Below are 23,323 nucleotides of genomic sequence, written 5' to 3'. Positions count from 1 at the left end.
CGCCCGGTATGTTATGATTGTCCAGTATGTTAAAAAAGGGGAGATTCTCCATGGAAAAGAAATTTGAAGTTGTGGTTATCACGGGAATGAGTGGGGCCGGAAAAACGGTCGCCGTTCATGCTTTTGAAGACCAAGGCTATTTCGTCATCGATAATATTTTGCCTAGCCTTGCGCTACAATTTATTAATGTGATTAAGCGATCGGGCGAATTTTCTAAGATGGCCATGGTCATGGATGCCCGTTCTAAGAGTTTTTATGAAGAAATGGCCCCTTGTTTGAATACTTTGCGGTCACAAGCTGATTTAAACGTTAAATTGTTATTCCTAGATGCTGACGATGTCAAGCTGGTTTCCCGGTACAAAGAAACCCGGCGGTCGCATCCCTTAGCTGAACATGATGGGGTACTAGCGGGGATTCAGCGTGAACGGCACTTAATGGCGAGCCTCAATAGCGAAGCCGACGTTAAAATTGATACGACGACCTTAACGCCCCGGAACTTAAGTTTGCGGATTGCTGATTACTTTGGGGATGGGAGTGGGCAAACCCCATTCTACGTCCAAGTTGAATCCTTTGGCTTTAAGTATGGGTTACCCTTGGATGCTGACATCGTAATGGATGTCCGCTTTTTACCAAACCCATTTTATTTACCAGAACTTAAGCATTTAACGGGAAATGATCAGCCAGTGCAAGAGTATGTGATGGCTTCTCCAATGGCCAAGGACTTTTATTCCCACTTACGTTCCTTATTAAACGTGGCCCTACCGGGTTACGTGAAGGAAGGTAAGTCGAGTTTGACGATTGCTATTGGCTGTACAGGAGGCCAGCACCGCTCAGTGACGATCGCCAACCAGTTGGCCGAAGATTTAAAGGCTGCTGGTTACCATACCTACATTGACCATCGGGATGTGGATAAAGCTAAATAAAAGGCTCTACCCGGAATTGTGCGTTGGTAAGAGTAAGCTAATTTATATCTAGCTAATCCCCAATCTCAAGGTTAATGGGATCAAAAAATGTGTGATTAATTTTGAAGCTATACAGAAAGAAATGATTTAAATGAGACATCGTCCAAGAGTTGTGGTGATCGGGGGTGGAACGGGACTTCCGGTCATTCTCCGCGGCTTGCGGGATAAAAACGTAGATATCACGGCAGTGGTAACTGTGGCTGATGATGGGGGGTCATCCGGAATTTTGCGGAATTACGTTAACGTGGTTCCTCCTGGTGATATTCGAAATGCCTTGGTAGCGTTAACTAATATTCCCAAAATCGAGCGCGATATTTTTCAATACCGGTTTGACAGTTCTGACCAGTTCTTAGCCGGCCATGCAATTGGTAACTTAATCATCACGGCGCTGGCCGAGATGAAGGGTGATATTTACCGAGCGGTCCAGGAATTAGCAGAAATGATGCAAATTAAGGGCCACATTTATCCGGTAACGAATGAGCCGTTGACCTTAAACGCTGAATTTACCGACGGCACAACTTTGAGCGGGGAATCAGAAATTACGGCAGCGCATAAGCAAATCAAGCGGGTTTGGGTAACGCCAACCAATGATGAAGACGGCCATCAACCAGCTGCGATGCGGGCTGTGATTGAGGCGATTTATGATGCTGATCAAATTGTCCTAGGACCTGGGAGTTTATTTACCAGTATTTTGCCAAACTTGGTAATTCCAAATGTTGGTAAGGCCGTTAAAGAATCGAAGGCTGAAGTGGTCTATATTTGTAACATCATGACCCAAAAAGGGGAAACCGACCACTTTTCAGACGCCGATCACGTCCGCGTCTTAAATAACCACCTCGGTGAAAACTTTGTGGATACAGTGTTAGTTAATATCCAGCCGGTTCCCGAAGATTACATTAACTTCCAGGAATGGAATGAAATTTCAGAACCAGTTAAGCATGACTTCGCCGGTCTACGTGACCAAGGTTGCCGGGTGATTTCGGCTAATTTCTTGCGGTTACGGGACAATGGGGCCTTCCACGACCGGGATAAGGTGGTCGAAGAACTTCTCAACCGGTTGCATGATGTTCACTAGTTTGACTGGAACCTAGCCACGCTTTCAAAGGAGGAAACTATGTCATACGCAAGTGAGGTAAAAAAAGAACTCACCGGCATTAAGGTGCATGCCGATAATGCCAAAGCTGAATTAATGGCCTTAATCCGGATGAATGGCTCGTTAGGAATTGCCAATCAACAGATGGTACTTTCGGTTCAAACGGAAAGTCCGGCAATTGCTCGGCGTATTTATTCTTTACTTAAAGAATTCTTTGCGGTTGAGTCTGAAATCGTGGTTCGCCGGAAAATGAAGCTTAAGAAAAACAACACTTACGTGGTACGGTTACGCCACCATGTGCAAACAATCTTGACGACCTTAGGAATCTTGGATGGTTTTAAGATTATGGAAAAGGTGCCAACGGGGATGTTGAAGAACGATTTAATGATCCAATCCTACCTCCGGGGAGCCTTTTTAGCCGGGGGATCGGTCAATAATCCAGAAACTTCTCGTTATCATTTGGAAATCTATTCGCTTTATGAAGAACATAACCAGATGATTGCGGATTTGATCAACCGCTTCGGTCTTAATGCCCGGACCACTAGTCGGCGGAGTGGCTACATTGTTTACCTCAAAGAAGCCGAAAAAATTGCCAATTTCTTACAACTAATCGGGGCAACTTCGAGCATGTTGGAATTTGAAAATATTCGGATTGTCCGTGATATGCGAAATTCGGTCAACCGACTTGTTAACTGTGAAAATGCCAATATGGATAAGGTGGCGACGGCTTCTAACAAACAAGTTGAAAATATCCGCTTGATCGAAGCAACGGTTGGGTTAAATAGTTTGCCTGATAAGTTACGGGAAATTGCCCAGACACGGCTTGACCACCAAGAAGTTAGTTTAAAGGAACTTGGGACCCTGGTACCGGGGGGACCAATTTCAAAATCAGGGGTCAATCATCGCCTCCGAAAATTGAATGCCTATGCGGAAAAAATTCGGACAGGAGCCTGATGAACCATTGCAATCATGATAGCGTTACCACTCGCAGAGCGGTGCGCTTTTTCTTATGTATCAACGGTTTGAGCGTTTGTACTTTTTTCACAAAATCACAAGAAATGCGACTTAAAAACTGTACTTTTTAGCCGAGCGTGTTAAAATAAGTTTTGTAAATTAATTATTTGTTTTCCTAAAAGGAGGAACTTACAGTATGACTGTTAAGATTGGTATCAACGGTTTTGGTCGGATCGGTCGTTTGGCTTTCCGTCGGATTCACGAATTACACTCTGATGCTATCGAAGTTGTTGCAATCAACGATTTAACAACGCCTTCAATGCTTGCTTACTTGCTTAAGTATGACTCTACTCATGGCAAGTTCCCAGGTGAAGTTTCCGCTTACGATGAAGGGATCATCGTTGATGGTAAGAAGTACCCTGTTTACGCAGAACGCGATGCTAAGAACATTCCTTGGGTTAAGAATGATGGTGTTGACTTCGTTCTTGAATGTACTGGGTTCTACACTTCTGCTGAAAAGTCCCAAGCTCACTTGGATGCCGGCGCAAAGCGGGTATTAATCTCTGCTCCTGCTGGTAACATCCCAACGGTTGTTCCTGGTGTTAACTTGGACACTTTGAAGTCAGATGACAAGATTGTTTCTGCAGGTTCATGCACGACCTCTTGCTTGGCTCCAATGGCTTACTTCTTGAACAAGAACTTCGGCCTTAAGGTTGGTACGATGACCACTGTTCACGCCTTCACTTCTACGCAAGCTATCCTTGATGGCCCTCGTGGTAAGAAGATGCGGAACAACCGGACTGCTTCTACCAACACGATTCCTCACTCTTCTGGTGCTGCTAAGGCTATTGGTCTTGTTATCCCAGAATTGAACGGTAAGCTTTCTGGTCACGCTCAACGGGTTGGTGTTGTTGACGGTTCCTTGACTGAACTTGTTTCTATTTTGGACAAGAAGGTTACGGTTGACGAAGTTAACGATGCTATGAAGAAGGCCACTGAAGGTAACGAAGCTTACGGTTACACTGAAGACCCAATCGTTTCCTCAGACATCATTGGCTCAACTTACGGTTCTGTCTTTGACCCATCTCAAACTGAAATCATGGAAGCCGAAGACGGTACGCAATTAGTTAAGACCGTTGCTTGGTACGACAACGAATACGGGTTCACTTCAAACATGATCCGGACCTTGATCCACTTCGCAACTCTTTAATTGCGAGTTGATCTTGACAATAGGTGGGAGGAGGCGACTCCGCCCACCTTTTTTAAAAAATTAAAATAAGAGAGGAGCTAGCTGAAATGGCTAAATTAACCGTTGAAGACCTTCAATTAGAAGGCAAAAAGGTATTGATGCGGGTTGACTTCAACGTTCCTGTTAAGGACGGTGTTGTTGGCGATGACAACCGGATCGTGGCTGCTTTGCCAACGATCAAGTACGTGATCGAACACAAGGGGAAGGCAATCTTGTTCTCCCACTTGGGTCGGGTTAAGAAGGAAGAAGACAAGCCCGGCCTTTCGATGCGGCCAGTTGCTGAAAAGCTTTCTAACCTTATGCAACAACCAGTTACGTTCGTTCCAGTAACGGAAGGTCCACAATTGGAAGAAGCAATTGATAAGATGAATGATGGGGACGTTTTGGTCGTTCAAAACACCCGTTACGAAGATGTTAAGGATGGCGAATACGTTAAGCGCGAATCTGGTAACGACCCTGAATTAGGCAAGTACTGGGCATCCTTAGGCGACGTCTTTGTTAATGATGCCTTCGGGACTGCTCACCGGAAGCACGCTTCTAACGTTGGAATTGCCACTAACATGCCTGGTAAGGCGGCTGCTGGTTTCTTAATGGAAAAGGAAATCAAGTTCTTAGGTGACGCGGTTGACAACCCTGTTCGTCCATTCGTCGCTATTCTTGGTGGGGCTAAGGTTTCCGACAAGATCGGGGTTATTAACAACCTCCTCGAAAAGGCTGACAAGATTATTGTTGGTGGGGGGATGGCCTACACTTTTGCTGCTGCTAAGGGTGAAAAGATTGGTAACTCCCTCGTTGAAAAGGACAAGATCGATGTTGCTAAGGAAATCTTGACGAAGGCTGGCGACAAGTTAGTTCTCCCTGTTGATAACGTAGTGGCTAACAAGTTTGCTAACGATGCTGACTCCAAGGTTGTAGAAGGCGATATTGAAGATGGTTGGATGGGCCTTGACGTTGGTCCTAAGACCGTTGACCTCTTTAAGAGTGTCCTTGCTGATGCGAAGACGGTTGTTTGGAACGGTCCAATGGGTGTCTTTGAAATGCCAAACTTTGCTAAGGGGACCTTGGAAGTTGGTAAGTTCTTAGGGACTTTGTCTGACGCTACGACGATTGTCGGTGGTGGGGACTCTACTGCGGCCGCTAAGCAACTTGGCATTGCCGATAAGCTTACGCACATCTCCACTGGTGGTGGGGCTTCCTTGACTTACTTGGAAGGCCAACCATTACCAGGGATCGTAGCATTATCTGAAAAGTAAAAAGAGGCCTTGGTACCTCAAACTTAGTTTCCGTGTCAAATACGGAGACAGCAAAAGGGACTGTTATGGAATTTATTCCATGACAGTCCCTTTTTTTGAGGCTGGGAAGAAACTCATGTTTCTTCCCAGCCGCTCTTGCATCCCCGAATGTTACTCAGTAACTAAGGTCAAAGCAGTAGCTGAATGGCAGTTGCTTCCCTACGGTCGCACCAACCTATTCAGCCTTGCATGGGCTCACAAACGCCAAACCAGTTGGCTGGTTCGCTCCAAAGCACGGCCTTAGCGGATAAGTGCGAACGAAAGGCCGATTCTAATGAATCAACCTTCGTTCTTCTTATCCCAACCAGGCCGTCAAGGAGCTTTTTTCCCAACCTCTATACCCGAACTTATAATTGCTATCTTTTTAAAATTATTCGATAATTGAGATACAGAAGGAGGGGATTACGTGCGAAAACCATTAGTTGTTGGAAATTGGAAAATGTATAAAACGATCACAGAGGCCGTTGACTATGTTGATCAAATTAAAGGGGCGTTGCCAACACCTGAAAAGGTTGAGGTTGAAATTGCTGTGCCAACTTTGTTTTTACAATCTCTAGTTGAACGAACTGCTACTAGCCCGTTAAAAATTGCGGCGGAAAATTGTTTCTATCATGATGAAGGGGCTTTTACGGGAGAGACCAGTCCGGTTGCCTTGCGTCAATTAGGAGTTAAACACGTTATTTTAGGTCACTCCGAACGCCGACGTTTGTTTTATGAAACGGATGAAGTGGTGAACCAAAAAGTGCATGCGGCTTTAAACGCTGGAATTTGTCCAATTTTATGTGTGGATGAAACGATGAAACGCGGTCAAAGCCATGGTCAGGTTGCCTGGATGGTTAGCCAAGTCATTGCTGGCCTTAAGGGGGTGAATGAAGATGAAATGGCCCGGGTCACAATTGCTTATGAACCAAGTTGGGCAATTGGGTCTGGAAAAGTTGCAGCGACCCCCAGCGAAGCCAATGAAGGTTGCTATCTAATCCGCCAAACCATCGCGGCTTTGTATAACGACCAAATTGCTAACCGGATCCGGGTTTTATACGGTGGGAGTGTTAATGAGACTAACTTAGTTGACTTGATGGCGCGGTCGGATATCGATGGGGTACTGATTGGGCGGGCGTCCTTGGATCCAACCAATTTCTTAAAATTAGTTTCGATTGTTAGCGCCAGTGAAGGAGGAAGCGATGCTTAAAAAAGTCTTAGTAGGAAATGGTTATACTGCCATTGATCATCACCAAATCAAGTTTTTACCACAAGCTTTAATTGAGATTGATACTAGTGGGGTGATCGATCGGGTCCTAGCACCAACGGCTCCTGACTACCAAGCGGCATATCAAGCCGCTCAACAAGCACACCTGCTAGAAAAAGTACCAGCCGATCAGGTTATCTTCCCTGGTTTTGTGGACCTCCATGTCCATGCACCCCAGTGGCCTCAAGCTGGTTTGGCCTTGGATAAGCCCTTGGCTGCTTGGTTAAATGATTATACTTTTCCCCTGGAAGCTAAATATCAGGATCTTGATTTTGCCCGTCAGGTTTACCATGAACTGGTTCATGAACTACTGGCCCAAGGAACCACGACCGTCCTCTTCTTTGGGACGATTCATCCGGAAGCTAATCTCGTCCTTGGTGAGGAGAGCCTTCATCAGGGGTTGCGCACCCTAATCGGTCGGGTGGCAATGGATAATCCAGATCAACCCCCCGTTTACTACCGGGATCCAAGTTCTCAAGCAGCCATCGTTGCAACGGAAACTTTTATTCATCAATTAAATGATCTTGGTAAAGGCAATCCCTTAGCCCCAATCCCGGTAATTACCCCGCGGTTTGTGCCATCCTGTACTGATGAAACTTTAGCAGGCTTAGGAAGCCTCGCCCGGAAATACGATCTCCCCGTCCAATCTCACGTGAGTGAAAGTAATTGGGAACACCAATACGCCATTGACCGTTTTGGTATCCATGATGCAGCGGTACTGGATCACTTTGGCCTTTTGACTTCTCGGACCGTTCTTGCTCACGCCACCCAATTGACGCCAGAAGATCAAGCCCTACTCCGTCAGCGCCAAACAGCAATTGCCCACTGTCCAATTTCGAATGCTTACTTTGGCAATGGGGTTCTCCCGGTTAATGATTTATTAGCAGCCAAGAATCGGGTTGGCTTAGGAACCGATATTTCAGGTGGCTATTCCCCAAGTCTTTACGATAATCTCCGCCATGCTGTTGCGCTTTCTCAGGTGCGTAACGATGGGATTAGTCGTGATGATGAAGGAATTGCAAATGCTCGGATTTCCATGGTAGCAGCTTTTTATCTTGCCACGGTTGGTGGGGCCGAAGCTTTGAATCTGCCAGTCGGTCGGATTCAAGCAGGTAAAATTGCTGATTTACAGGTGGTTAAGGATCGCTTTAAGCGGCCAACTGAGACCGCTCAAGAACGGTTTGAACGCATTCTTTACCAAACCCACCGCAGTGAAATTATGCAAGTCTACACGCAAGGAGACCGGGTTTATCAAGCTTAATGGGAAAATATTTGTTTAAGATTATGGAACCAAGCACGCTTTTGTTGAGCCTGGGAAACGTCCTGGGTAACTTCAACGCACCCAAGATATCCACCAGTTGTATCATGTAAAGCGTAAAAGGCGATGTTGACTGGATGATGATGGTAGGTGATCAGCAAAGAGATTGATTGGCGCTTGCCACTGTGCATTTGATCCAAGACAGTCTGAACGCGTTGTTTAGCATGTCCTGGATGAACTTCTAAAACGTGTTTCCCTAAATCGGCTTCGGTTCGCTTAAATAGCCGGTGTTGATTCATGGACGACCAGCGGATAATGTCATCTTGATCAATAAAATCAAATTCAACCGGAATCGTCTGAAAAATTGCCGTTAACTGTTCAAGAGTGAGCCTGCCACCTGGTAATTTTATATCGGTCATTTTAAATTCCTCCAACTCATTATTATCCTTTGTAATAATAATACCACTTAGATTATCTTTATTATAATCAACATAAAAATATTGAAAATTGATGAAAATGTTTGGGGCCATTAAGTAATAAACAAAAGTGGGGATTACTATTGATAACGCTTTCTAAAAAATAGCTGGTAAATATGACTTGTTTTAAGGTGAACAAAATAATACAATGTAAGTCGTAAGTTTAGATACTATGCAAACCATTCCAGAGGAGAGAAAAAAATGTCATTAATTACTGATATTTACGCTCGTGAAGTCCTCGACTCACGTGGTAACCCAACTGTTGAAGCTGAAGTTTACACCGAAGCCGGTGGTGTTGGCCGGGGGATTGTTCCTTCCGGTGCTTCAACTGGTGAACACGAAGCCGTTGAACTTCGTGACGGCGACAAGAACCGTTTCGGTGGCAAGGGCGTTTTGAAGGCCGTTGCTAACGTAAACAACGTGATCGCTAAGGAAATCGTTGGGATGGAAGTTACGGACCAAATTGCAATTGACAAGGCAATGATCAAGCTTGATGGTACTCCTAACAAGGGTAAGCTTGGTGCCAACGCAATTTTGGCTGTTTCCCTTGCTGCTGCCCGGGCAGCTGCAGATGAACTCCAAGTTCCTCTGTACAATTACCTTGGTGGGTTTAACGCACACTTATTGCCAACCCCAATGATGAACGTTATCAACGGTGGTGCCCACTCTGACAACAAGGTTGACTTCCAAGAATTCATGATCATGCCGGTTGGTGCTAAGAGTGTTCGGGAAGCTATTCGGATGGGTTCCGAAACTTTCCACGCCTTGAAGAAGGAATTGGAAGCTGCCGGGAAGGTAACTTCTGTTGGTGACGAAGGTGGTTTTGCTCCTGACTTTGCTAACAATGAAGAACCATTCCAATACTTGATCAAGGCAATTGAAGATGCTGGTTACAAGCCAGGTAAGGATGTTGCCATTGCCTTTGACGTGGCTGCTTCTGAACTTTGGAACGATGAAGACAAGAAGTACAAGCTTCGTTGGTCAACTGGTGAAGAATACACCACTGAAGAATGGATCGAATACCTTTCTGGTATCATCGCTAAGTACCCAGTTGTATCTGTTGAAGACCCAATTGATGAAAACAACTGGGATGACTGGGTAACTTTGACGAACAAGCTTGGTAAGAAGGTTCAATTGGTTGGTGACGACTTCTTCGTTACGAACACGGACTACCTTGCTAAGGGGATCAAGATGGGTGCCGCTAACTCCATCTTAATCAAGTTAAACCAAATCGGGACTTTGACGGAAACGGTTGAAGCGATCGAAATGGCTAAGGAAGCTGGTTACACGGCTATTGTTTCTCACCGTTCTGGTGAAACTGAAGACACGACGATTGCTGACTTGGTTGTTGCTACTAACGCCGGCCAAATCAAGACTGGTTCTATGAGCCGGACTGACCGTTTGGCTAAGTACAACCAATTGATGCGGATTGAAGATAACTTAGGTGACGTTGCTCAATACAAGGGGATCCACTCCTTCTACAACTTGAGTGAACAAGCACGCCAAGACATCGAAAACCGTTAATAGGTTAATAATTAAAAGTAAAAGAAGGCTTTCATTTTCAGATTCGAAGGTGAAAGTCTTCTTTTTGCTTTATTAAAATACAATGAGATTTAAATCATTGAATTTTTATTCTCTTTCTCTTATAATTCTAAGTGTTGTGAATTAAAAAAATTAACTTTATAGATCCTTGCACTATTGAAAAATAATTGAGGATTTATTAGTCAAGGTTAATGGGTTCTTATGAGGAGGAAAGAGAATGTCAGAGCATAAGCTTGGTGCCCCGGAGCTTAGTCGGACAATGACAAGCGGCCAAATGGAGATGATTTCCCTTGGGGGTGCCATCGGGGTTGGGCTTTTCATGGGCTCAACTTCATCCATTAAGTGGACAGGGCCTTCAGTTTTGTTGGCATATGCCTTTGTTGGCTTATTATTATACATTGTGATGCGTTCATTGGGAGAAATGATTTATCTCAATCCGGGGACGGGCTCCTTTGCTGATTATGCAACGGAATATGTTCATCCGATTGCCGGTTACCTTGCTAAATGGGCTAACGTTTTTGAATATATCGTGGTTGGGATGTCTGAAGTCGTGGCGGCTACCGAATACCTAAAGTACTGGTGGCCAAATATTTCGCCGATGATTTCTGGATTAATCATTATCGTATTCTTAGTTTTAGCTAATCTAGCAAGTGCTAAATCCTATGGATCTCTTGAATTTTGGTTTGCGATGATTAAAGTGGTTACGATCATCTTTATGATTATTTTGGGATTCCTAGTGATCTTCTTTGGCTTTGGTAACGGAGGGCATCCAACTGGTTTTTCTAACCTCTGGAGCCATGGCGGTTTCTTCACTGGTGGTATTAGTGGATTCTTCTTCTCAATGTCAATTATCGTTGGTTCTTACCAAGGGATTGAATTATTAGGGATCTCTGCTGGAGAAGTAGCAAACCCGCAAAAGGCGGTTGTAAAATCAGTTAAATCCGTGCTTTTCCGGATTTTGATTTTCTACATTGGGGCGATCTTCGTGATTGTTACCATTTATCCATGGAATCAGTTAAGTTCAATTGGTTCACCGTTTGTTTCTACCTTTGCTAAGGTTGGGATTACAGCTGCTGCTTCGATTATTAACTTTGTTGTTTTAACAGCAGCCCTCTCCGGGGCTAACTCCGGGATCTACTCTTCAAGTCGGATGTTATTTAAGTTAGCTCACGAAGGAGATGCCCCGGGAATCTTTGGTCGCTTGTCCAAGCGAATTGTTCCCGACGCTGCCATTCTCGGAATTTCCGGTGGGATTTTGATCGGGTTTGTGATTGATTTAATTGCGGCTGGCCAAAACAAGTCAATGTCTGATCTTTTCGTGGTTGTCTTTTCATCCTCAGTTCTTCCTGGGATGATTCCATGGTTCGTGATTCTCTTGGCAGAATTAAAGTTTCGCAAGCACAATCCTGACTTGATGAAGGATCATCCCTTTAAATTACCGCTTTACCCAATTTCAAACTACTTTGCCATCATTTCTTTAATTGTGATTGTTGGTTTTATGTTTGTTAACCCTGATACGCGGATTTCCGTTATAGTTGGGGCTGCAGTCTTAATCGTTGCCATCTTAATTTACGTAATTCGTTATCATGGTGATCTCCGAAAAGAAAATGTTAGATAAGTAGATTTAAATTGAGGGGCTGGGAAGAAACGTGCGTTTCTTCCCAGCCCCTCTTTTATCTCCGAATGTTACTCAGTAACTAAGGTCAAAGCAGTAGCTGAATGGCAGTTGCTTCCCTGACGGTCGCACCAACCGATTCAGCCTTGCATGGGCTCACAAACGCCAAACCAGTTGGCTGGTTCGCTCCAAATCACGGCCTTAGCGGATAAGTGCGAACGAAAGGCCGATTCTGATGAATCAGCCTTCGTCCTTCTTATCCCAACCAGGCCGTCAAGGAGCTTTTTTCCCAACCTCCCTCTTTGCGTTAAAATAAAAATGTTAGAAATTTATAGGAGGAAGAGTATGTTTGATACAATCCATCATGTTGCCATCATTGGAAGTGATTATGCCCGTTCAAAACACTTTTACGTTGACCAATTAGGTTTTAAAGTCATTCGGGAAAATTACCGGCCCGAACGCGATGATTATAAAATTGATCTCGCTTGTGGTATGACCGAGATCGAATTGTTTATTATTAAAGGGGCGCCTGAACGGCCAAACTATCCGGAAGCTCAAGGTCTCCGCCATCTTGCTTTCAAGGTTGCCGATGTAGATGCAACGGTCAAAAAACTCAATCAGCAAGGAATTAAGACCGAACCGGTCCGGTTAGATACCTTTACGGGGAAAAAGATGACCTTCTTTTTTGATCCGGACCACTTACCATTGGAAATCCATGAATAACAATTTTGACGTGTTTGGATTGATAAAAAATGGTAAACTCGGAAAGGATAATTTGATTGAGGTGATTTTTGATGGAACAACGACGGCGGTTATATAGTTTGAATTATAGTAATAGTCGTCAGATTATCCGGGCAATTTTAATTGGGTTAGTGACAGGGCTGGTAGTGAGTTTGTTTCGTTTAAGTATCCAGACGATACTGAAGTGGACGATTGAGGCCTTTAGATATTTTCATACTCATCCATTATGGTTAATTCCTTGGGCGATAGGAGCGATTATCCTAGCCCTAATTTTAGGCCATATGACCCAAAAAAACCCGAATATTAAAGGATCAGGGATTCCCCAGGTTGAAGGTCAGCTAATGGGCGAATTTGACGAAAAATGGTGGCCTGTTCTGTGGCGGAAATTCTTTGGGGGCATCTTAAGTATTGGGCCCGGACTTTTCCTTGGTCGGGAAGGTCCTTCGATTCAACTTGGGGCGACTGTCGGTCAGGGGATTGCAGAAACCAGCCAGGTAACAGCTGTTGAACGCCGAGTCGGCATTGCAAGTGGGGCAGCTGCTGGTTTATCAGCAGCCTTTAATGCTCCAATTGCTTCTTCGATGTTTATCCTAGAAGAGGTCTACCATAACTTTTCGCCACTCGTCTGGTTGTCGGTCTTTATCAGTGCCCTATGTTCCAACATGGTTTCAATGCAGTTCTTTGGTTTAAAGCCGGATTTGAATGTTCCGCACGAGAGTGTTTTTCCTTTAAACCAATACTGGCAATTAATTATTCTGGGGCTTTTACTCGGAGTTTTAGGCCGCCTTTACCAAGTTGTGATTTTACGGCTCGGAAAATGGACTCGGCAAGTAAAGTGGTTTAAACCGGCCTGGTATCCAGTGATTCCCTTCTTATTGATGATACCAATCGCTTGGTATTGGCCAGTTACCCTCGGTGGTGGTAATGGGCTGATTGTTGACCTAGCTCGGATGCAACCAGTCTTATTATGGCTCGCTTGGCTATTTGTCCTGCGTTTTGTTTTTTCGATGATTAGTTACGCCTCGGAATTACCTGGGGGAATCTTTTTACCGATTCTAACTTTAGGAGCGGTTTTTGGAGCGCTTTATAGTGCTGCCATGGCTAGTCTTGGTTTGTTGCCGATTCACTACCTTCCAAACTACGTCATCTACGCCATGGCTGGATACTTTGCTTGTATTTCAAAGGCGCCGTTTACCGCCATCCTCTTAATTACCGAGATGGTTGGGACGATGGCTCATTTAATGCCCCTTGCGGTAGTGGCAATTGTTGCCTACTTAGTTGATGACGTCATGGGGGGCCGGCCGATTTACTTTGCGATGTTTGAAAACTTTATTCATCAACGGCCACACGCTAAGTTAAAAGGAATGACCCAGATGACCACAACTATTTTTGAGGGCGCTAAGCTTGATGGAATGGCGGTAAAAAGCTTTGCTTGGCCTGAAGGAAGCTTGGTTTTAGCGATTTATCGGGGTGAAGAACAGTTAGTTCCTCACGGCAACACTAAGTTAAAAGTTGGTGATACGCTAGTGATCCAGTTAACTGGGGCTAATCATTTAACCAATCAAAAGCAAATTAATGAAGCTGCCCATGAAAGTTAAACTAAGAGTTATCAAGAGGCCGCTATCATCTATTAGAGATAAAAAGATTGTTAATTAAATATCAATATAAATCTTGACAAAAATGGCTGAAAACGCTAACATATAGTCACAAGGTATTAAGTATTTACCTTCTAATCAATTCTCTTTCTCTCTTATGCCGATCACCGTCCCCTTGGCGGTGATTTTTGGTTTATAATGAAAAAGATTTGGATGAAGGGGGAATTATGATGGCAGAACAACCATTGCTAGGAAATTTGGATATTATTGAAGAAATTACGCGTAACGATGGGACAACCTACTACGAAATCGGCAATATGGTCCATAATGGGCGGTCTGAATTGGCAGCCGAAAAAGGCTTTATTAAACAGGTCCGAATTCTAAAACTCAATATCCCACATTCCCAAAACGTTATTAAATATGAAAAGTACATTAATGAAAATTACCGGGTCCAACCGGAATCAATGGATCATTTTGAAGAATGGCAACGGACGCCGGAAATGGAAAAGATTGTGACCGCAATTTTAAAAGAGAACCACGTTGGGTGAAAAATAATTCTTTGGTAACTTTTTTTAATGGTGGAAGTTGATTATAATGGAGAGGTCTTTTAAGAGACCGCGGGAAAGCCTTCTCGGTGGTCTTACATTAAATAGATCGAGGAAAATTTATGAGAGAATATTCAAAATGGACCCCTAATAAACAGATCAGTCAACCGCCAAAGTTTGTGAGTGGGGTTGATGGTTTAAGAACCCTTGCGGTAATTGGCGTCATTATGTATCACTTATTACCAAACATCATGAAGGGGGGCTTCTTGGGAGTCCCACTTTTTTTGTTAATTACGGGCTATTTTGTAACCAACCAATTAACGCGTCAGTGGCAGGCTGGTCAACCCCTTAAATTACGTTCGTTTTATTGGCGTCGGTTTAAGCGACTTTACCCCCCGTTAGTGGGGATGCTTTTGTTTACTAGTGCTTATATCACTCTGTTTGCTCGAGAATCACTAGTCCATCTACGGATAATTATCCTGACTAATCTAACTTGGGTTTACAACTGGTGGGCAATCGGTCATGGTCAGTCATACTTTGATCGTTTCAACGGCGCTTCGCCGTTTACTCATTTGTGGACGCTTGGGGTAGAAGCCCAGTTCTACTTAATTTGGCCAGTTATCTTAATTTGGCTCCTAAAACGAGGTGGCCTTAAGCTCACGCGAAGGGTAACAATTGGCTTAGCGGTCTTGTCAATAATCCTGATGGCCGTTTTGTATCAGCCAACTAACCTGAACCGGGTCTATTATGGGACTGATACGCGGGCATTTTCGTTACTCTTTGGGAGTTGGTTAGCCCTAGTTTGGCCCCGGCAAAAGCTTAAAGTCACATTGTTGGCTAAAGAACGGTACCTCCTAAATGGAGCTGGTGCAATCAGTCTAATCCTTTTAATCATTAGTTTCTTTACAATTAATGGGGAAGTTGCTTCAACTTACCGTGGGATAATGGCACTAGATAGTCTGGTTGGTTTAGTTTTATTAGCCACGATTGTTCATCCGGGGGCGCAGGTTAATCAATGGTTGACTAATCCAGTTTTTCATTATATTGGCCAACGTTCCTACGAAATATATATCTATCAACTACCAGTAATGGTTTTTTATGAACGGCTCTTTCCAGTTGGCGATGCTCCTTGGTTAAATGCCTTAATTGAGCTCGGATTGGTCTTTGGGATTAGTGAATTGGCATATCGATTAGTCGAATCGCCGCTCAAAAGGAAGGCCCTTGGTCCGCATCGTAAGCAGTCACAGCCCCAAAAGAAATGGGTAACGTTGACGGTAATGGGCTTGATTACAGTAATTGCGGGCGTTGGGATCTTAGGTCCCCAACCGCAACCGGCAAAATCAAGTCTGCAAAAACAACTTCAACACAATAAGCAGGCCACTTCTGACCGCAATAAAAAAATTGCGGCTGGTAAAGTTCCTAAAGTTGATGTTAATAGCCCATCCTTAAAGCAAAAGTATCAGTTGAATTCAAAGCAATTAAAACAAGCGGGGGATTGGCGGATTACAGCAGTTGGCGATTCGGTGATGGTTGATGCTGCTAATGACTTACAAGAAGTAATGCCGCACGCTATGGTTCAGGCGAAAGTCGGGATGCAGGGGGCGGCTGGTTTAAATATTCTGAAGGATTTGGCGAATAAAAACCAACTGAGCCCAATTGTGGTTGTTAATTTAGGGACCAACGGGGCAATCTCTGATCAAGTAGCGGACGAGATCGTACAAACGGTTGGGGATCGGCAACTTTATTGGATTACCCCGCATGTACCAACTCGACCATGGCAAAAGGCAGTGGTTACCCAAATTAAGCGCGAAGCTAAGCAACACCCGAATGTCCATGTCGTTGATTGGAATACTAAGAGTAAAAACCATCATAATTGGTTTGGTAAAGACAACGTGCACATGAATGAAATCGGAAATGCACAGTTTACCCGACTACTGGTGACAACAATTATTAAAGAGGAAAAGTAAAATGATTAAAATGATTGCTTTAGATTTAGATAATACCTTGTTAAACAGTCAAAAGAAGATTAGCACAGTCAACGAAAAGATCTTAAAGCAACTCCATCAAGCGGGAGTCAAAGTGGTGCTCTGTACGGGGCGACCAATTAATGCGATTAGGGATTATCTGGATCAGCTGGAATTAAATCAACCTGATGACTACACAATCACCTTTAATGGGGGCTTGGTGATCAATAACCAAACCAAGGAACCCTTATTCTCGCTGGGAATGACTAAAGCTGATTTACAACCTGTCTACGACTATCTCAAGGCTAACCAATTACCAATGGACGTTTTAGACTTTGAACGAGTATATGAATTAACTGAATTGGGGCCATCACGATACCGGCAAACCGTTCAGGGAATTGAATTTGTGGATACAACGATGGATGCTCTTCCTAATGGTAACCACGTTTTTGCAAAGGCGGTTTTGGCAACCGCACCAGCTAAAGTAACGCTTGTAAAAGAAAAGATTCAGTTACCTGCTCATATTCGGGTCGTTCAATCCCAACCCCACATTCTCGAATTCTTGCCGGCTAAGGTTAATAAGATGCTTGGGTTAAATCATCTGTTGAGTAAATTAGGAATGCAGGTGGAAAATTTGATGACCTTTGGGGATGCAGACAATGATTTGGAAATGATTGCAGGTGCTGGTGACGGGGTCGTAATGGCAAATGGATTGCCCGAAGTAAAAGCAGTTGCTAACCATTTAACGGCTTCCAATGATGAAGACGGAGTCGCGCTTTACTTGAAAAAGACATTTGACATTAATTTGTAATAAAAGCCATAAAAAAGAGGATTCTGGAACCATTTTTTTCCAAACTAGGAAAAATCTGGTTAAATTCAGAATCTTTTTTTGTGGATTTGTGAAATTTTACGAGAAAAATTAGGCCAACCGAAAACCTTATTAGCTCGGGAATTTTAAGGTTAAATTAGTTTGTTCCGTTCATGATTATTACAAAAGATTACAAAAAAGGCGCTTGTTTCGGAGGAAAAGCAATTGCTCTGTGACACGCTAGTAACATTTAATCGGTATTATAGTAACCGTTGAAAGATTTGAACGAACAAATGTAAAGGATGGTTAAATTACCTTATGTTAAAGAAAAGTATGTTAACGACTGTCGCTACTCTTGGAATTGCAGCTTTTGGGATCGCCGCTGGAACTAGTGTTGCAAACGCCGACTCAATTTACACTGTACAAGCTGGGGATACGCTTTCTTCAATTTCCCAAAAGTTTGCCAAGGATAACAGCTTAGTTAACAAGCTGGCCCAAGACAATAACATCCAAGATGTCAACTTGATTTACGTTGGTCAAAAGCTTTTGATCAAGGACAATGGTCAAATCCAAGTGGCTAGTCAACAAGACGTTGCTAACAATCAAGCAGCAACTAACAACGCGGCTACTAACACGGCAACTACCAGTCAAGCATCAGCTACTACGGCTACTAACAACAGTAGCAGTTACACTTCAAGCGTTTCTGGTAGCGAAGCAGCTGCCAAGGCTTGGATTGCTGCACGTGAATCTGGTGGTAGCTACACTGCTCAAAACGGTCAATACTACGGTAAGTACCAACTTTCTTCATCTTACCTTGGTGGGGACTACTCCGCTGCTAACCAAGAACGGGTTGCTGACCAATATGTAGCTTCGCGTTACGGTTCTTGGACGGCTGCGCAAGCCTTCTGGCAAGCAAACGGCTGGTACTAAAATAAATGATCTCCAGGTATGTCGTGCTTTGGAGCGAACCAGCCAACTGGTTTGACCTTAGTTACTGAGTAACATTCGGAGATGACAAGGAGGTTGGGAAAAAAGCTCCTTGACGGCCTGGTTGGGATAAGAAGGGCGAAGGTTGATTCATTAGAATCGACCTTTCGTTCGCACTTATCCACTAAGGCCGTGCTTTTTGACCTTAGTTACTGAGTAACATTCGGAGATGACAAAGGGGCTAGGAAGAAACTCGTATTTCTTCCTAGCCCCTTTTTTTACATATAGTAGCTGGTAATAATCGCCGGAGTCCGGTTAGTGCATGATATAATTACTGCAAGAGGTGATTTAAATGGCTTTAGCTAAAACTCGTGAGCATGTTTTAAAGATTGCCAACCAACGGTACGCAACGAAAAAATACGATCCTAAAAAGCACATTAGTGATGAAGACTGGCAAACGATTCTTCAAGTTGGCCGGTTATCACCAAGTTCATTTGGTTATGAACCTTGGCGGTTTATTTTGTTAAAAGATGAAAAGCTCAAAGAAGCAATTCGCCCATTTTCCTGGGGAGCAATTAATAGCCTTGATGGGGCTGATAAAATCCTCTTAATTTTAGCCCGGAAGGATGTTACTTATGATGCGGACTACATCCAGCATTTAGTTGCGGAGGTCAAACATAAACCGTATTCACCAGATAGCCCACAATCTCAACATTTCAAGGTTTTTCAAGAACGGGATTTAAATATCCAAACCACCGAAGAACGGTTTGACTGGGCGGCTCGCCAAGCATACATTGCAATGGCAAATATGATGACGGCTGCAACCGAATTAGGAATTGATACCTGCCCAATTGAAGGGTTTAATTATCCACAAATGAATCAATTCTTAGCAGAACATCAAATTATGGATCCAAAGCATTGGCAGATTGCGGTTATGGTTAGTTTTGGTTACCGGGATCAACCAATTAAGCCCAAGGTCCGACAACCATTGGCGGATATTTACGAAGAGATTTAAAAAGCGAGAGGTTGGGAAAAAAGCTCCTTGACGGCCTGGTTGGGATAAGAAGAACGAAGGTTGATTCATTAGAATCGGCCTTTCGTTCGCACTTATCCGCTAAGGCCGTGCTTTTTGACCTTAGTTACTGAGTAACCTTCGGAGATGAAAAAGGGGAGGCTGGGAAAAAACTCCTAGTCCAAAGTAAAAACCGGATGATGAATTTCTTAAACAATTCATCATCCGGTTTTTATGTACACAGGAAGTTGCTCCTGATATGATGTAATTATCACGAAAACAAACAAAAAGGAGCGATTTCCATGTATCAAAATTATACCATAGGGCAAACCGAATTCGTACTAAACTATAACTATGATTTACCAAAGAACCATATTGCGCGACTAATTAGTGCATTTGTCGACTCAATTCCACAGGAGGTTCTATTGGAAGAGTCGGTGGCGGCTACTGGCCGCCCTGCATCGCATCCAGCAATTATGCTTAAGATCCTCTTGTTTGCCTACTCGCGTCAAACCTATTCTGGAAGAAAGATTGAAATGATGTTGGATGAGAGTCTACCAATGCGTTGGTTAGCCCATGACTATACTTATAGTTACCACACCATCAATAACTTTCGGAGCAGTCAGCACGCTAGTAATCTGATCAAGCGTGCTTTTGTCTACTTTACCATGGCTTTAACAGATCACGGCCTAATTCAAAATGATGCAGTTTTTATTGATGGAACCAAGGTCGAAGCTGATGCCAATAAATATTCATTTACTTGGCGTCGTGCAGTGGAAAAGTACCACGCTAAGTTAAGGGAAAAGACAAGTAAGATTTATGAGGAATTAGTGGAAAAACGAGTGGTGCAAGAAATGGCGCCAGAGCTGGTCACTTCTGCCGAAGGCATGAAAACAATGGAACAAGAACTCGGAGAGCAAATCACTAAATTAGATGAAGAGATTGAGCAAGAACCCAAAATCATCAAAGGTGGTTCAGTTAGGAAACGGCGTCGTCGTTTCCTAAAAAAACTTCGCCACCAGCTAAGCAACGACTTAATTCCTCGTGCCCAAAAGTATGAACATGCCGAAGATATCTTCCAAGGTCGCAATAGCTACTCCAAGACTGATCATGATGCGACTTTTATGTGTATGAAAGAAGATCCGATGATGAATCGGGAATTGAAACCTGGCTATAACTTACAAATTGCCACTCATAAGCAATTTGTTCTTGATTACGGATTATTTTCAAACCCAACTGATACAAGGACTTTAGTGCCATTTCTTAAGCAATTTCATGCCTTAGGCTTCTTTAAACATATCGTCGCTGATGCAGGTTATGGTAGTGAATACAATTACACAACGATTCTTGATCAGTTTGAAAAGCAACCTATTATTCCCTATACAACTTATCAAAAGGAACAGAAGCGCAAGTTTAAAAACGACCCAACTAACTCACAAAATTGGCAGTATAACGCCGAAGATGATTACTATATTGATCATTTAGGGGTTCGTTTTAGCTTTTATCGGTATAGTGAGCAAATCGATAAATATGGTTTCAAACGTGATTTTAAAATCTATCGGGCAGATAAGCACCAGCCGTCAGCGCAATTGGATAAATTAACGAAAACACCAGGTGGTCGGCAACGTTATATGAAGGTTAACCCGACCTGGAATTATTACAAAGCAAAAGTGAAAGCGACCCTCTCAAGTGACGAAGGTAAGGCGATTTATCGTCGACGGAAGTTCGACGTTGAGCCAGTCTTTGGTCACATGAAGAGGGATTTTGGCATACGCCGAACTCACTTGCGTGGTCAACGGGCTGTGGAAAATGACATTGGCCTGGCCCTGATGACATTAAACATAACGAAATTGGGACAATTAATTAACCGATGGAGGGCCAATTTCATAAATAATCGAAAATCCGGACTACAATTTTTGATCAAGGCAAAAATTATAGTCCGGATTTTAATGTTAGAGGGGCAAAAATTAATAGTTAATTCCCAGCCTCTCCTCTTCCTGCCCTCGCTTTCATACCCTTATGCTCTCTAAAAGAACAACTTTGCTCCGGCAATTACAAGGGCTAATAGGAGAACCGAAGAAATACCGGCCGCTAGGAGGGCTTCTTTTCCGCGCGTGAAAAGGACGTTGAAGTTAACATTCATCCCTAAAGCAGCCATGGCCATTCCGAGCAAAAGATAGGCTAATTTAACCAAGCTAGGGACGAAAGCGGCCAAGTCAGGAATAAAGGTTCCCATAACGCTGGCAAGGATAAAGCCCACCATGAACCAGGGAATTGGGACCGGTTGCTTTTTACTTGGGTTGTTTTGTTGGCTACTCCGATGGTACCAGATCCCAATAATAATAGCAGCTGGGGCTGATAAGAGGACCCGAGAAAGCTTAGTAATGATGGCGGTATCCAAACTAACCGGCCCACCAGCGCTTCCGGCGGCAACCGCGTGGGCGATTTCGTGAAGGCTTCCCCCGGTCATCACCCCAAATTGAACGGCCGTCATATGAATAAGGGGGCGGATCGAAATATCAATTAAGGTGAAAAGCGTCCCGAGGATTGCGACGATCGCAACGGCAACCACTTCATTTTCTTGATGGCGGAGATTAGTTGTGGGATCATTGCTTTCGTGAAGTTGGGACGAGATTCCCATGACGGCAGCGGCACCGCAAATTCCAGTTCCACTCGCAGTTAAGATGGCAAGGTGCTTATCAACACCAAACTTGCGTGCTAATTGATAGGTAACGGTGATTGTGAAGGTTACGACAACAACTGCTAAGGCAATCGTCTTAATCCCCGCTTGTGCTAAGGCAAGCAAATTTAATTTGAAGCCTAAGAGGATAATTCCGGCCCGTAAGAATTTATTGGCAATTAGACCAATTCCAGGACGACTATAGTCGAGAACTGGTCGCCCAACTTGCATCACCATCCCAAGTAAGAGGGAAATTACGAGGGCCCCAATCACTTTTAAATAGGGAAGACTAGCTAAGTAACTCCCAACTAGTGAACAGATTAAGGTTAAAATCGTGGCAGTAGCAAAACGACCACTCAAGATTTTTTTCAATTTTCTTCCTCCTAAATTTTAGTACATTCTAAATTTACCATGGTAGAATGATAAATAAAAATTATGATTTCTTTCTTAGGTATAAGAAAAAATTATCAAGGAGTAAAAGATGGATCACTTTCTCGATCGCCGGATTGAAACCTTAGCCATTGTGGCGCAAACCGGATCCCTTACGGCCGCGGCCAAGGCCTTATTCATTTCCCAACCAGCGGTTTCACAGCAATTAGCCAGTTTAGAAACCGACCTTAACCTACCATTGTTAAATCATCACGGGCGCCGAATTACTTTAACTCCGGTGGCTAAAGAATTAGTTTCGTATGCCAACCGGTTAGAACATGACAACCAAGCAGTATTAAATTACTTGCGAACTGGCCAAACTCCATCGCTAAAGTTGGGGGTTACGCGTTCATTAGCGGCCTTTCTCTTACCACAATTATTGAAGAAGATTGTTGCAAGTGACCATCAAGTGACGGTTACGATTGGGAATACAGCAGAATTATCAACGCAACTTTTAGCTGGTCAACTTTCCATGGCCTTAATTGAAGGTAATTTTGAACGACGTGAATTTACTGCGGAACCAATTGGGACGGCTGCTTTTGTGGGGGTAAGTAACCGTTTAATTAAGCGGCCAACCTTAGAAGCGATTTTTGACCAGCGATTGTTAGTCCGGGAGCCGGGGTCGGGAACCAGGGAGATTTTAACAACCTGGTTGGCGGCTCATAACGCCAATTTAAATGATTTTAAGCAGAGTTTGGCGCTCAGTAGCCCCTTAGCAATTATTGAAAGTGTCAAACAGGGGATTGGAATTAGTTTTATGTATCGGGCGTTGGTTGAGGAGGAACTTGATGAACAAAGGTTATTTGAAGTTGATTTACCTGGTTTTCCCTTGCAACACCCTTTAAATGTAATCTATTTAAAAGACAGCACCTTTGCGGCCGAGTTTCAGGAAATTAGCCAGCTCGCTAGTGAGGTGCTCCCAAAAAGCTAAAGGT

General features: G+C 43.6%; 20 protein-coding genes. 18 read left to right on the top strand and 2 right to left on the bottom strand.

Going from position 1 to position 23,323, the window contains the following annotated elements; translation table 11 throughout:
* Positions 1–50: 50 nt before the first annotated feature.
* From rapZ to GTO83_RS08425, 7 genes are all read left to right on the top strand, one after another.
* Positions 51–923 carry an RNase adapter RapZ gene (gene rapZ / locus GTO83_RS08455; RefSeq protein ID WP_180870393.1) on the top strand — a complete coding sequence of 291 codons (873 nt, stop codon included), beginning with the start codon at positions 51–53 and terminating at the stop codon, positions 921–923.
* A 130-nt stretch (positions 924–1,053) separates the two neighbouring features.
* The gene (gene yvcK / locus GTO83_RS08450; RefSeq protein ID WP_180870391.1) at positions 1,054–2,037 is read left to right on the top strand and encodes a YvcK family protein; all 984 of its coding nucleotides are present in this window, start codon (positions 1,054–1,056) and stop codon (positions 2,035–2,037) included.
* A gap of 39 nt (positions 2,038–2,076) precedes the next feature.
* Positions 2,077–3,009, top strand: coding sequence for a DNA-binding protein WhiA (gene whiA / locus GTO83_RS08445; protein ID WP_180870389.1), 933 nt, complete (start codon positions 2,077–2,079; stop codon positions 3,007–3,009).
* Positions 3,010–3,205: 196 nt separating this feature from the next.
* Positions 3,206–4,219, top strand: a complete 1,014-nt coding sequence (gap, locus tag GTO83_RS08440; RefSeq protein ID WP_180870387.1) for a type I glyceraldehyde-3-phosphate dehydrogenase — start codon at positions 3,206–3,208, stop codon at positions 4,217–4,219.
* An 86-nt stretch (positions 4,220–4,305) separates the two neighbouring features.
* Positions 4,306–5,511: a phosphoglycerate kinase gene (pgk, locus tag GTO83_RS08435; protein WP_180870386.1), complete on the top strand. Its 1,206-nt coding sequence runs from the start codon at positions 4,306–4,308 to the stop codon at positions 5,509–5,511.
* Positions 5,512–5,956: 445 nt separating this feature from the next.
* On the top strand, positions 5,957–6,739 hold the full coding sequence (tpiA, locus tag GTO83_RS08430) for a triose-phosphate isomerase (protein ID WP_180870384.1): 783 nt from the start codon (positions 5,957–5,959) through the stop codon (positions 6,737–6,739).
* Positions 6,732–8,057 (top strand): amidohydrolase family protein, encoded by a 1,326-nt coding sequence (locus tag GTO83_RS08425; protein WP_180870382.1) that lies wholly within the window; start codon positions 6,732–6,734, stop codon positions 8,055–8,057. The genes tpiA and GTO83_RS08425 overlap by 8 nt, the downstream gene beginning before the upstream one ends.
* On the opposite strand, the gene GTO83_RS08420 is transcribed toward GTO83_RS08425, so the two are convergent.
* Positions 8,054–8,473 carry a PAS domain-containing protein gene (locus tag GTO83_RS08420; RefSeq protein WP_180870380.1) on the bottom strand — a complete coding sequence of 140 codons (420 nt, stop codon included), beginning with the start codon at positions 8,471–8,473 and terminating at the stop codon, positions 8,054–8,056. The genes GTO83_RS08425 and GTO83_RS08420 overlap by 4 nt on opposite strands.
* Before the next feature lie 258 nt (positions 8,474–8,731).
* On the opposite strand from GTO83_RS08420, the gene eno reads away from it, so the two are divergent.
* The 10 genes from eno to GTO83_RS08370 all read left to right on the top strand — a co-directional run bounded on the left by eno (position 8,732) and on the right by GTO83_RS08370 (position 21,309).
* Entirely contained in the window at positions 8,732–10,054 is a 1,323-nt protein-coding gene (gene eno, locus GTO83_RS08415; protein ID WP_180870379.1) for a phosphopyruvate hydratase, read from the top strand.
* A gap of 235 nt (positions 10,055–10,289) precedes the next feature.
* The gene (locus tag GTO83_RS08410; protein ID WP_255463116.1) at positions 10,290–11,690 is read left to right on the top strand and encodes an amino acid permease; all 1,401 of its coding nucleotides are present in this window, start codon (positions 10,290–10,292) and stop codon (positions 11,688–11,690) included.
* 342 nt (positions 11,691–12,032) lie between these two features.
* Positions 12,033–12,410, top strand: a complete 378-nt coding sequence (locus tag GTO83_RS08405) for a VOC family protein (RefSeq protein ID WP_180870377.1) — start codon at positions 12,033–12,035, stop codon at positions 12,408–12,410.
* Positions 12,411–12,481: 71 nt separating this feature from the next.
* Positions 12,482–14,026, top strand: a complete 1,545-nt coding sequence (locus tag GTO83_RS08400) for a ClC family H(+)/Cl(-) exchange transporter (protein WP_180870376.1) — start codon at positions 12,482–12,484, stop codon at positions 14,024–14,026.
* Between the two features lie 227 nt (positions 14,027–14,253).
* Entirely contained in the window at positions 14,254–14,571 is a 318-nt protein-coding gene (locus GTO83_RS08395; RefSeq protein ID WP_180870374.1) for a hypothetical protein, read from the top strand.
* A 119-nt stretch (positions 14,572–14,690) separates the two neighbouring features.
* Positions 14,691–16,535, top strand: a complete 1,845-nt coding sequence (locus GTO83_RS08390) for an acyltransferase family protein (protein WP_180870372.1) — start codon at positions 14,691–14,693, stop codon at positions 16,533–16,535.
* Position 16,536: 1 nt separating this feature from the next.
* Positions 16,537–17,343 (top strand): Cof-type HAD-IIB family hydrolase, encoded by an 807-nt coding sequence (locus tag GTO83_RS08385; protein WP_180870371.1) that lies wholly within the window; start codon positions 16,537–16,539, stop codon positions 17,341–17,343.
* 315 nt (positions 17,344–17,658) lie between these two features.
* Entirely contained in the window at positions 17,659–18,270 is a 612-nt protein-coding gene (locus GTO83_RS08380; RefSeq protein WP_180870369.1) for a LysM peptidoglycan-binding domain-containing protein, read from the top strand.
* Between the two features lie 349 nt (positions 18,271–18,619).
* On the top strand, positions 18,620–19,282 hold the full coding sequence (locus GTO83_RS08375; RefSeq protein ID WP_180870367.1) for an NAD(P)H-dependent oxidoreductase: 663 nt from the start codon (positions 18,620–18,622) through the stop codon (positions 19,280–19,282).
* Positions 19,283–19,581: 299 nt separating this feature from the next.
* On the top strand, positions 19,582–21,309 hold the full coding sequence (locus GTO83_RS08370) for an IS1182 family transposase (RefSeq protein WP_180870366.1): 1,728 nt from the start codon (positions 19,582–19,584) through the stop codon (positions 21,307–21,309).
* On the opposite strand, the gene GTO83_RS08365 is transcribed toward GTO83_RS08370, so the two are convergent.
* On the bottom strand, positions 21,306–22,331 hold the full coding sequence (locus tag GTO83_RS08365; protein ID WP_180870364.1) for a YeiH family protein: 1,026 nt from the start codon (positions 22,329–22,331) through the stop codon (positions 21,306–21,308). The genes GTO83_RS08370 and GTO83_RS08365 overlap by 4 nt on opposite strands.
* Before the next feature lie 109 nt (positions 22,332–22,440).
* On the opposite strand from GTO83_RS08365, the gene GTO83_RS08360 reads away from it, so the two are divergent.
* Positions 22,441–23,319 (top strand): LysR family transcriptional regulator, encoded by an 879-nt coding sequence (locus GTO83_RS08360; RefSeq protein WP_180870362.1) that lies wholly within the window; start codon positions 22,441–22,443, stop codon positions 23,317–23,319.
* The last annotated feature ends 4 nt before the right edge of the window (positions 23,320–23,323 follow it).

Origin of the sequence: Lactobacillus sp. 3B(2020) (genome assembly GCF_013487845.1) — a bacterium.
Classification (GTDB): Bacteria; Bacillota; Bacilli; order Lactobacillales; family Lactobacillaceae; genus Limosilactobacillus; species Limosilactobacillus alvi.
Note: the sequence above shows the minus strand (reverse complement) of the source record. Positions and strands in the feature narration are given on the sequence as shown.

Bases quoted from the DNA above. Each gene is read 5' to 3' on its own strand.
- rapZ (WP_180870393.1), top strand. From the start codon at position 51: ATGGAAAAGAAATTTGAAGTTGTGGTTATCACGGGAATGAGTGGGGCC.
- yvcK (WP_180870391.1), top strand. From the start codon at position 1,054: ATGAGACATCGTCCAAGAGTTGTGGTGATCGGGGGTGGAACGGGACTT.
- whiA (WP_180870389.1), top strand. From the start codon at position 2,077: ATGTCATACGCAAGTGAGGTAAAAAAAGAACTCACCGGCATTAAGGTG.
- gap (WP_180870387.1), top strand. From the start codon at position 3,206: ATGACTGTTAAGATTGGTATCAACGGTTTTGGTCGGATCGGTCGTTTG.
- pgk (WP_180870386.1), top strand. From the start codon at position 4,306: ATGGCTAAATTAACCGTTGAAGACCTTCAATTAGAAGGCAAAAAGGTA.
- GTO83_RS08425 (WP_180870382.1), top strand. From the start codon at position 6,732: ATGCTTAAAAAAGTCTTAGTAGGAAATGGTTATACTGCCATTGATCAT.
- GTO83_RS08420 (WP_180870380.1), bottom strand. From the start codon at position 8,473: ATGACCGATATAAAATTACCAGGTGGCAGGCTCACTCTTGAACAGTTA.
- eno (WP_180870379.1), top strand. From the start codon at position 8,732: ATGTCATTAATTACTGATATTTACGCTCGTGAAGTCCTCGACTCACGT.
- GTO83_RS08410 (WP_255463116.1), top strand. From the start codon at position 10,290: ATGTCAGAGCATAAGCTTGGTGCCCCGGAGCTTAGTCGGACAATGACA.
- GTO83_RS08405 (WP_180870377.1), top strand. From the start codon at position 12,033: ATGTTTGATACAATCCATCATGTTGCCATCATTGGAAGTGATTATGCC.
- GTO83_RS08400 (WP_180870376.1), top strand. From the start codon at position 12,482: ATGGAACAACGACGGCGGTTATATAGTTTGAATTATAGTAATAGTCGT.
- GTO83_RS08395 (WP_180870374.1), top strand. From the start codon at position 14,254: ATGGCAGAACAACCATTGCTAGGAAATTTGGATATTATTGAAGAAATT.
- GTO83_RS08390 (WP_180870372.1), top strand. From the start codon at position 14,691: ATGAGAGAATATTCAAAATGGACCCCTAATAAACAGATCAGTCAACCG.
- GTO83_RS08385 (WP_180870371.1), top strand. From the start codon at position 16,537: ATGATTAAAATGATTGCTTTAGATTTAGATAATACCTTGTTAAACAGT.
- GTO83_RS08380 (WP_180870369.1), top strand. From the start codon at position 17,659: ATGTTAAAGAAAAGTATGTTAACGACTGTCGCTACTCTTGGAATTGCA.
- GTO83_RS08375 (WP_180870367.1), top strand. From the start codon at position 18,620: ATGGCTTTAGCTAAAACTCGTGAGCATGTTTTAAAGATTGCCAACCAA.
- GTO83_RS08370 (WP_180870366.1), top strand. From the start codon at position 19,582: ATGTATCAAAATTATACCATAGGGCAAACCGAATTCGTACTAAACTAT.
- GTO83_RS08360 (WP_180870362.1), top strand. From the start codon at position 22,441: ATGGATCACTTTCTCGATCGCCGGATTGAAACCTTAGCCATTGTGGCG.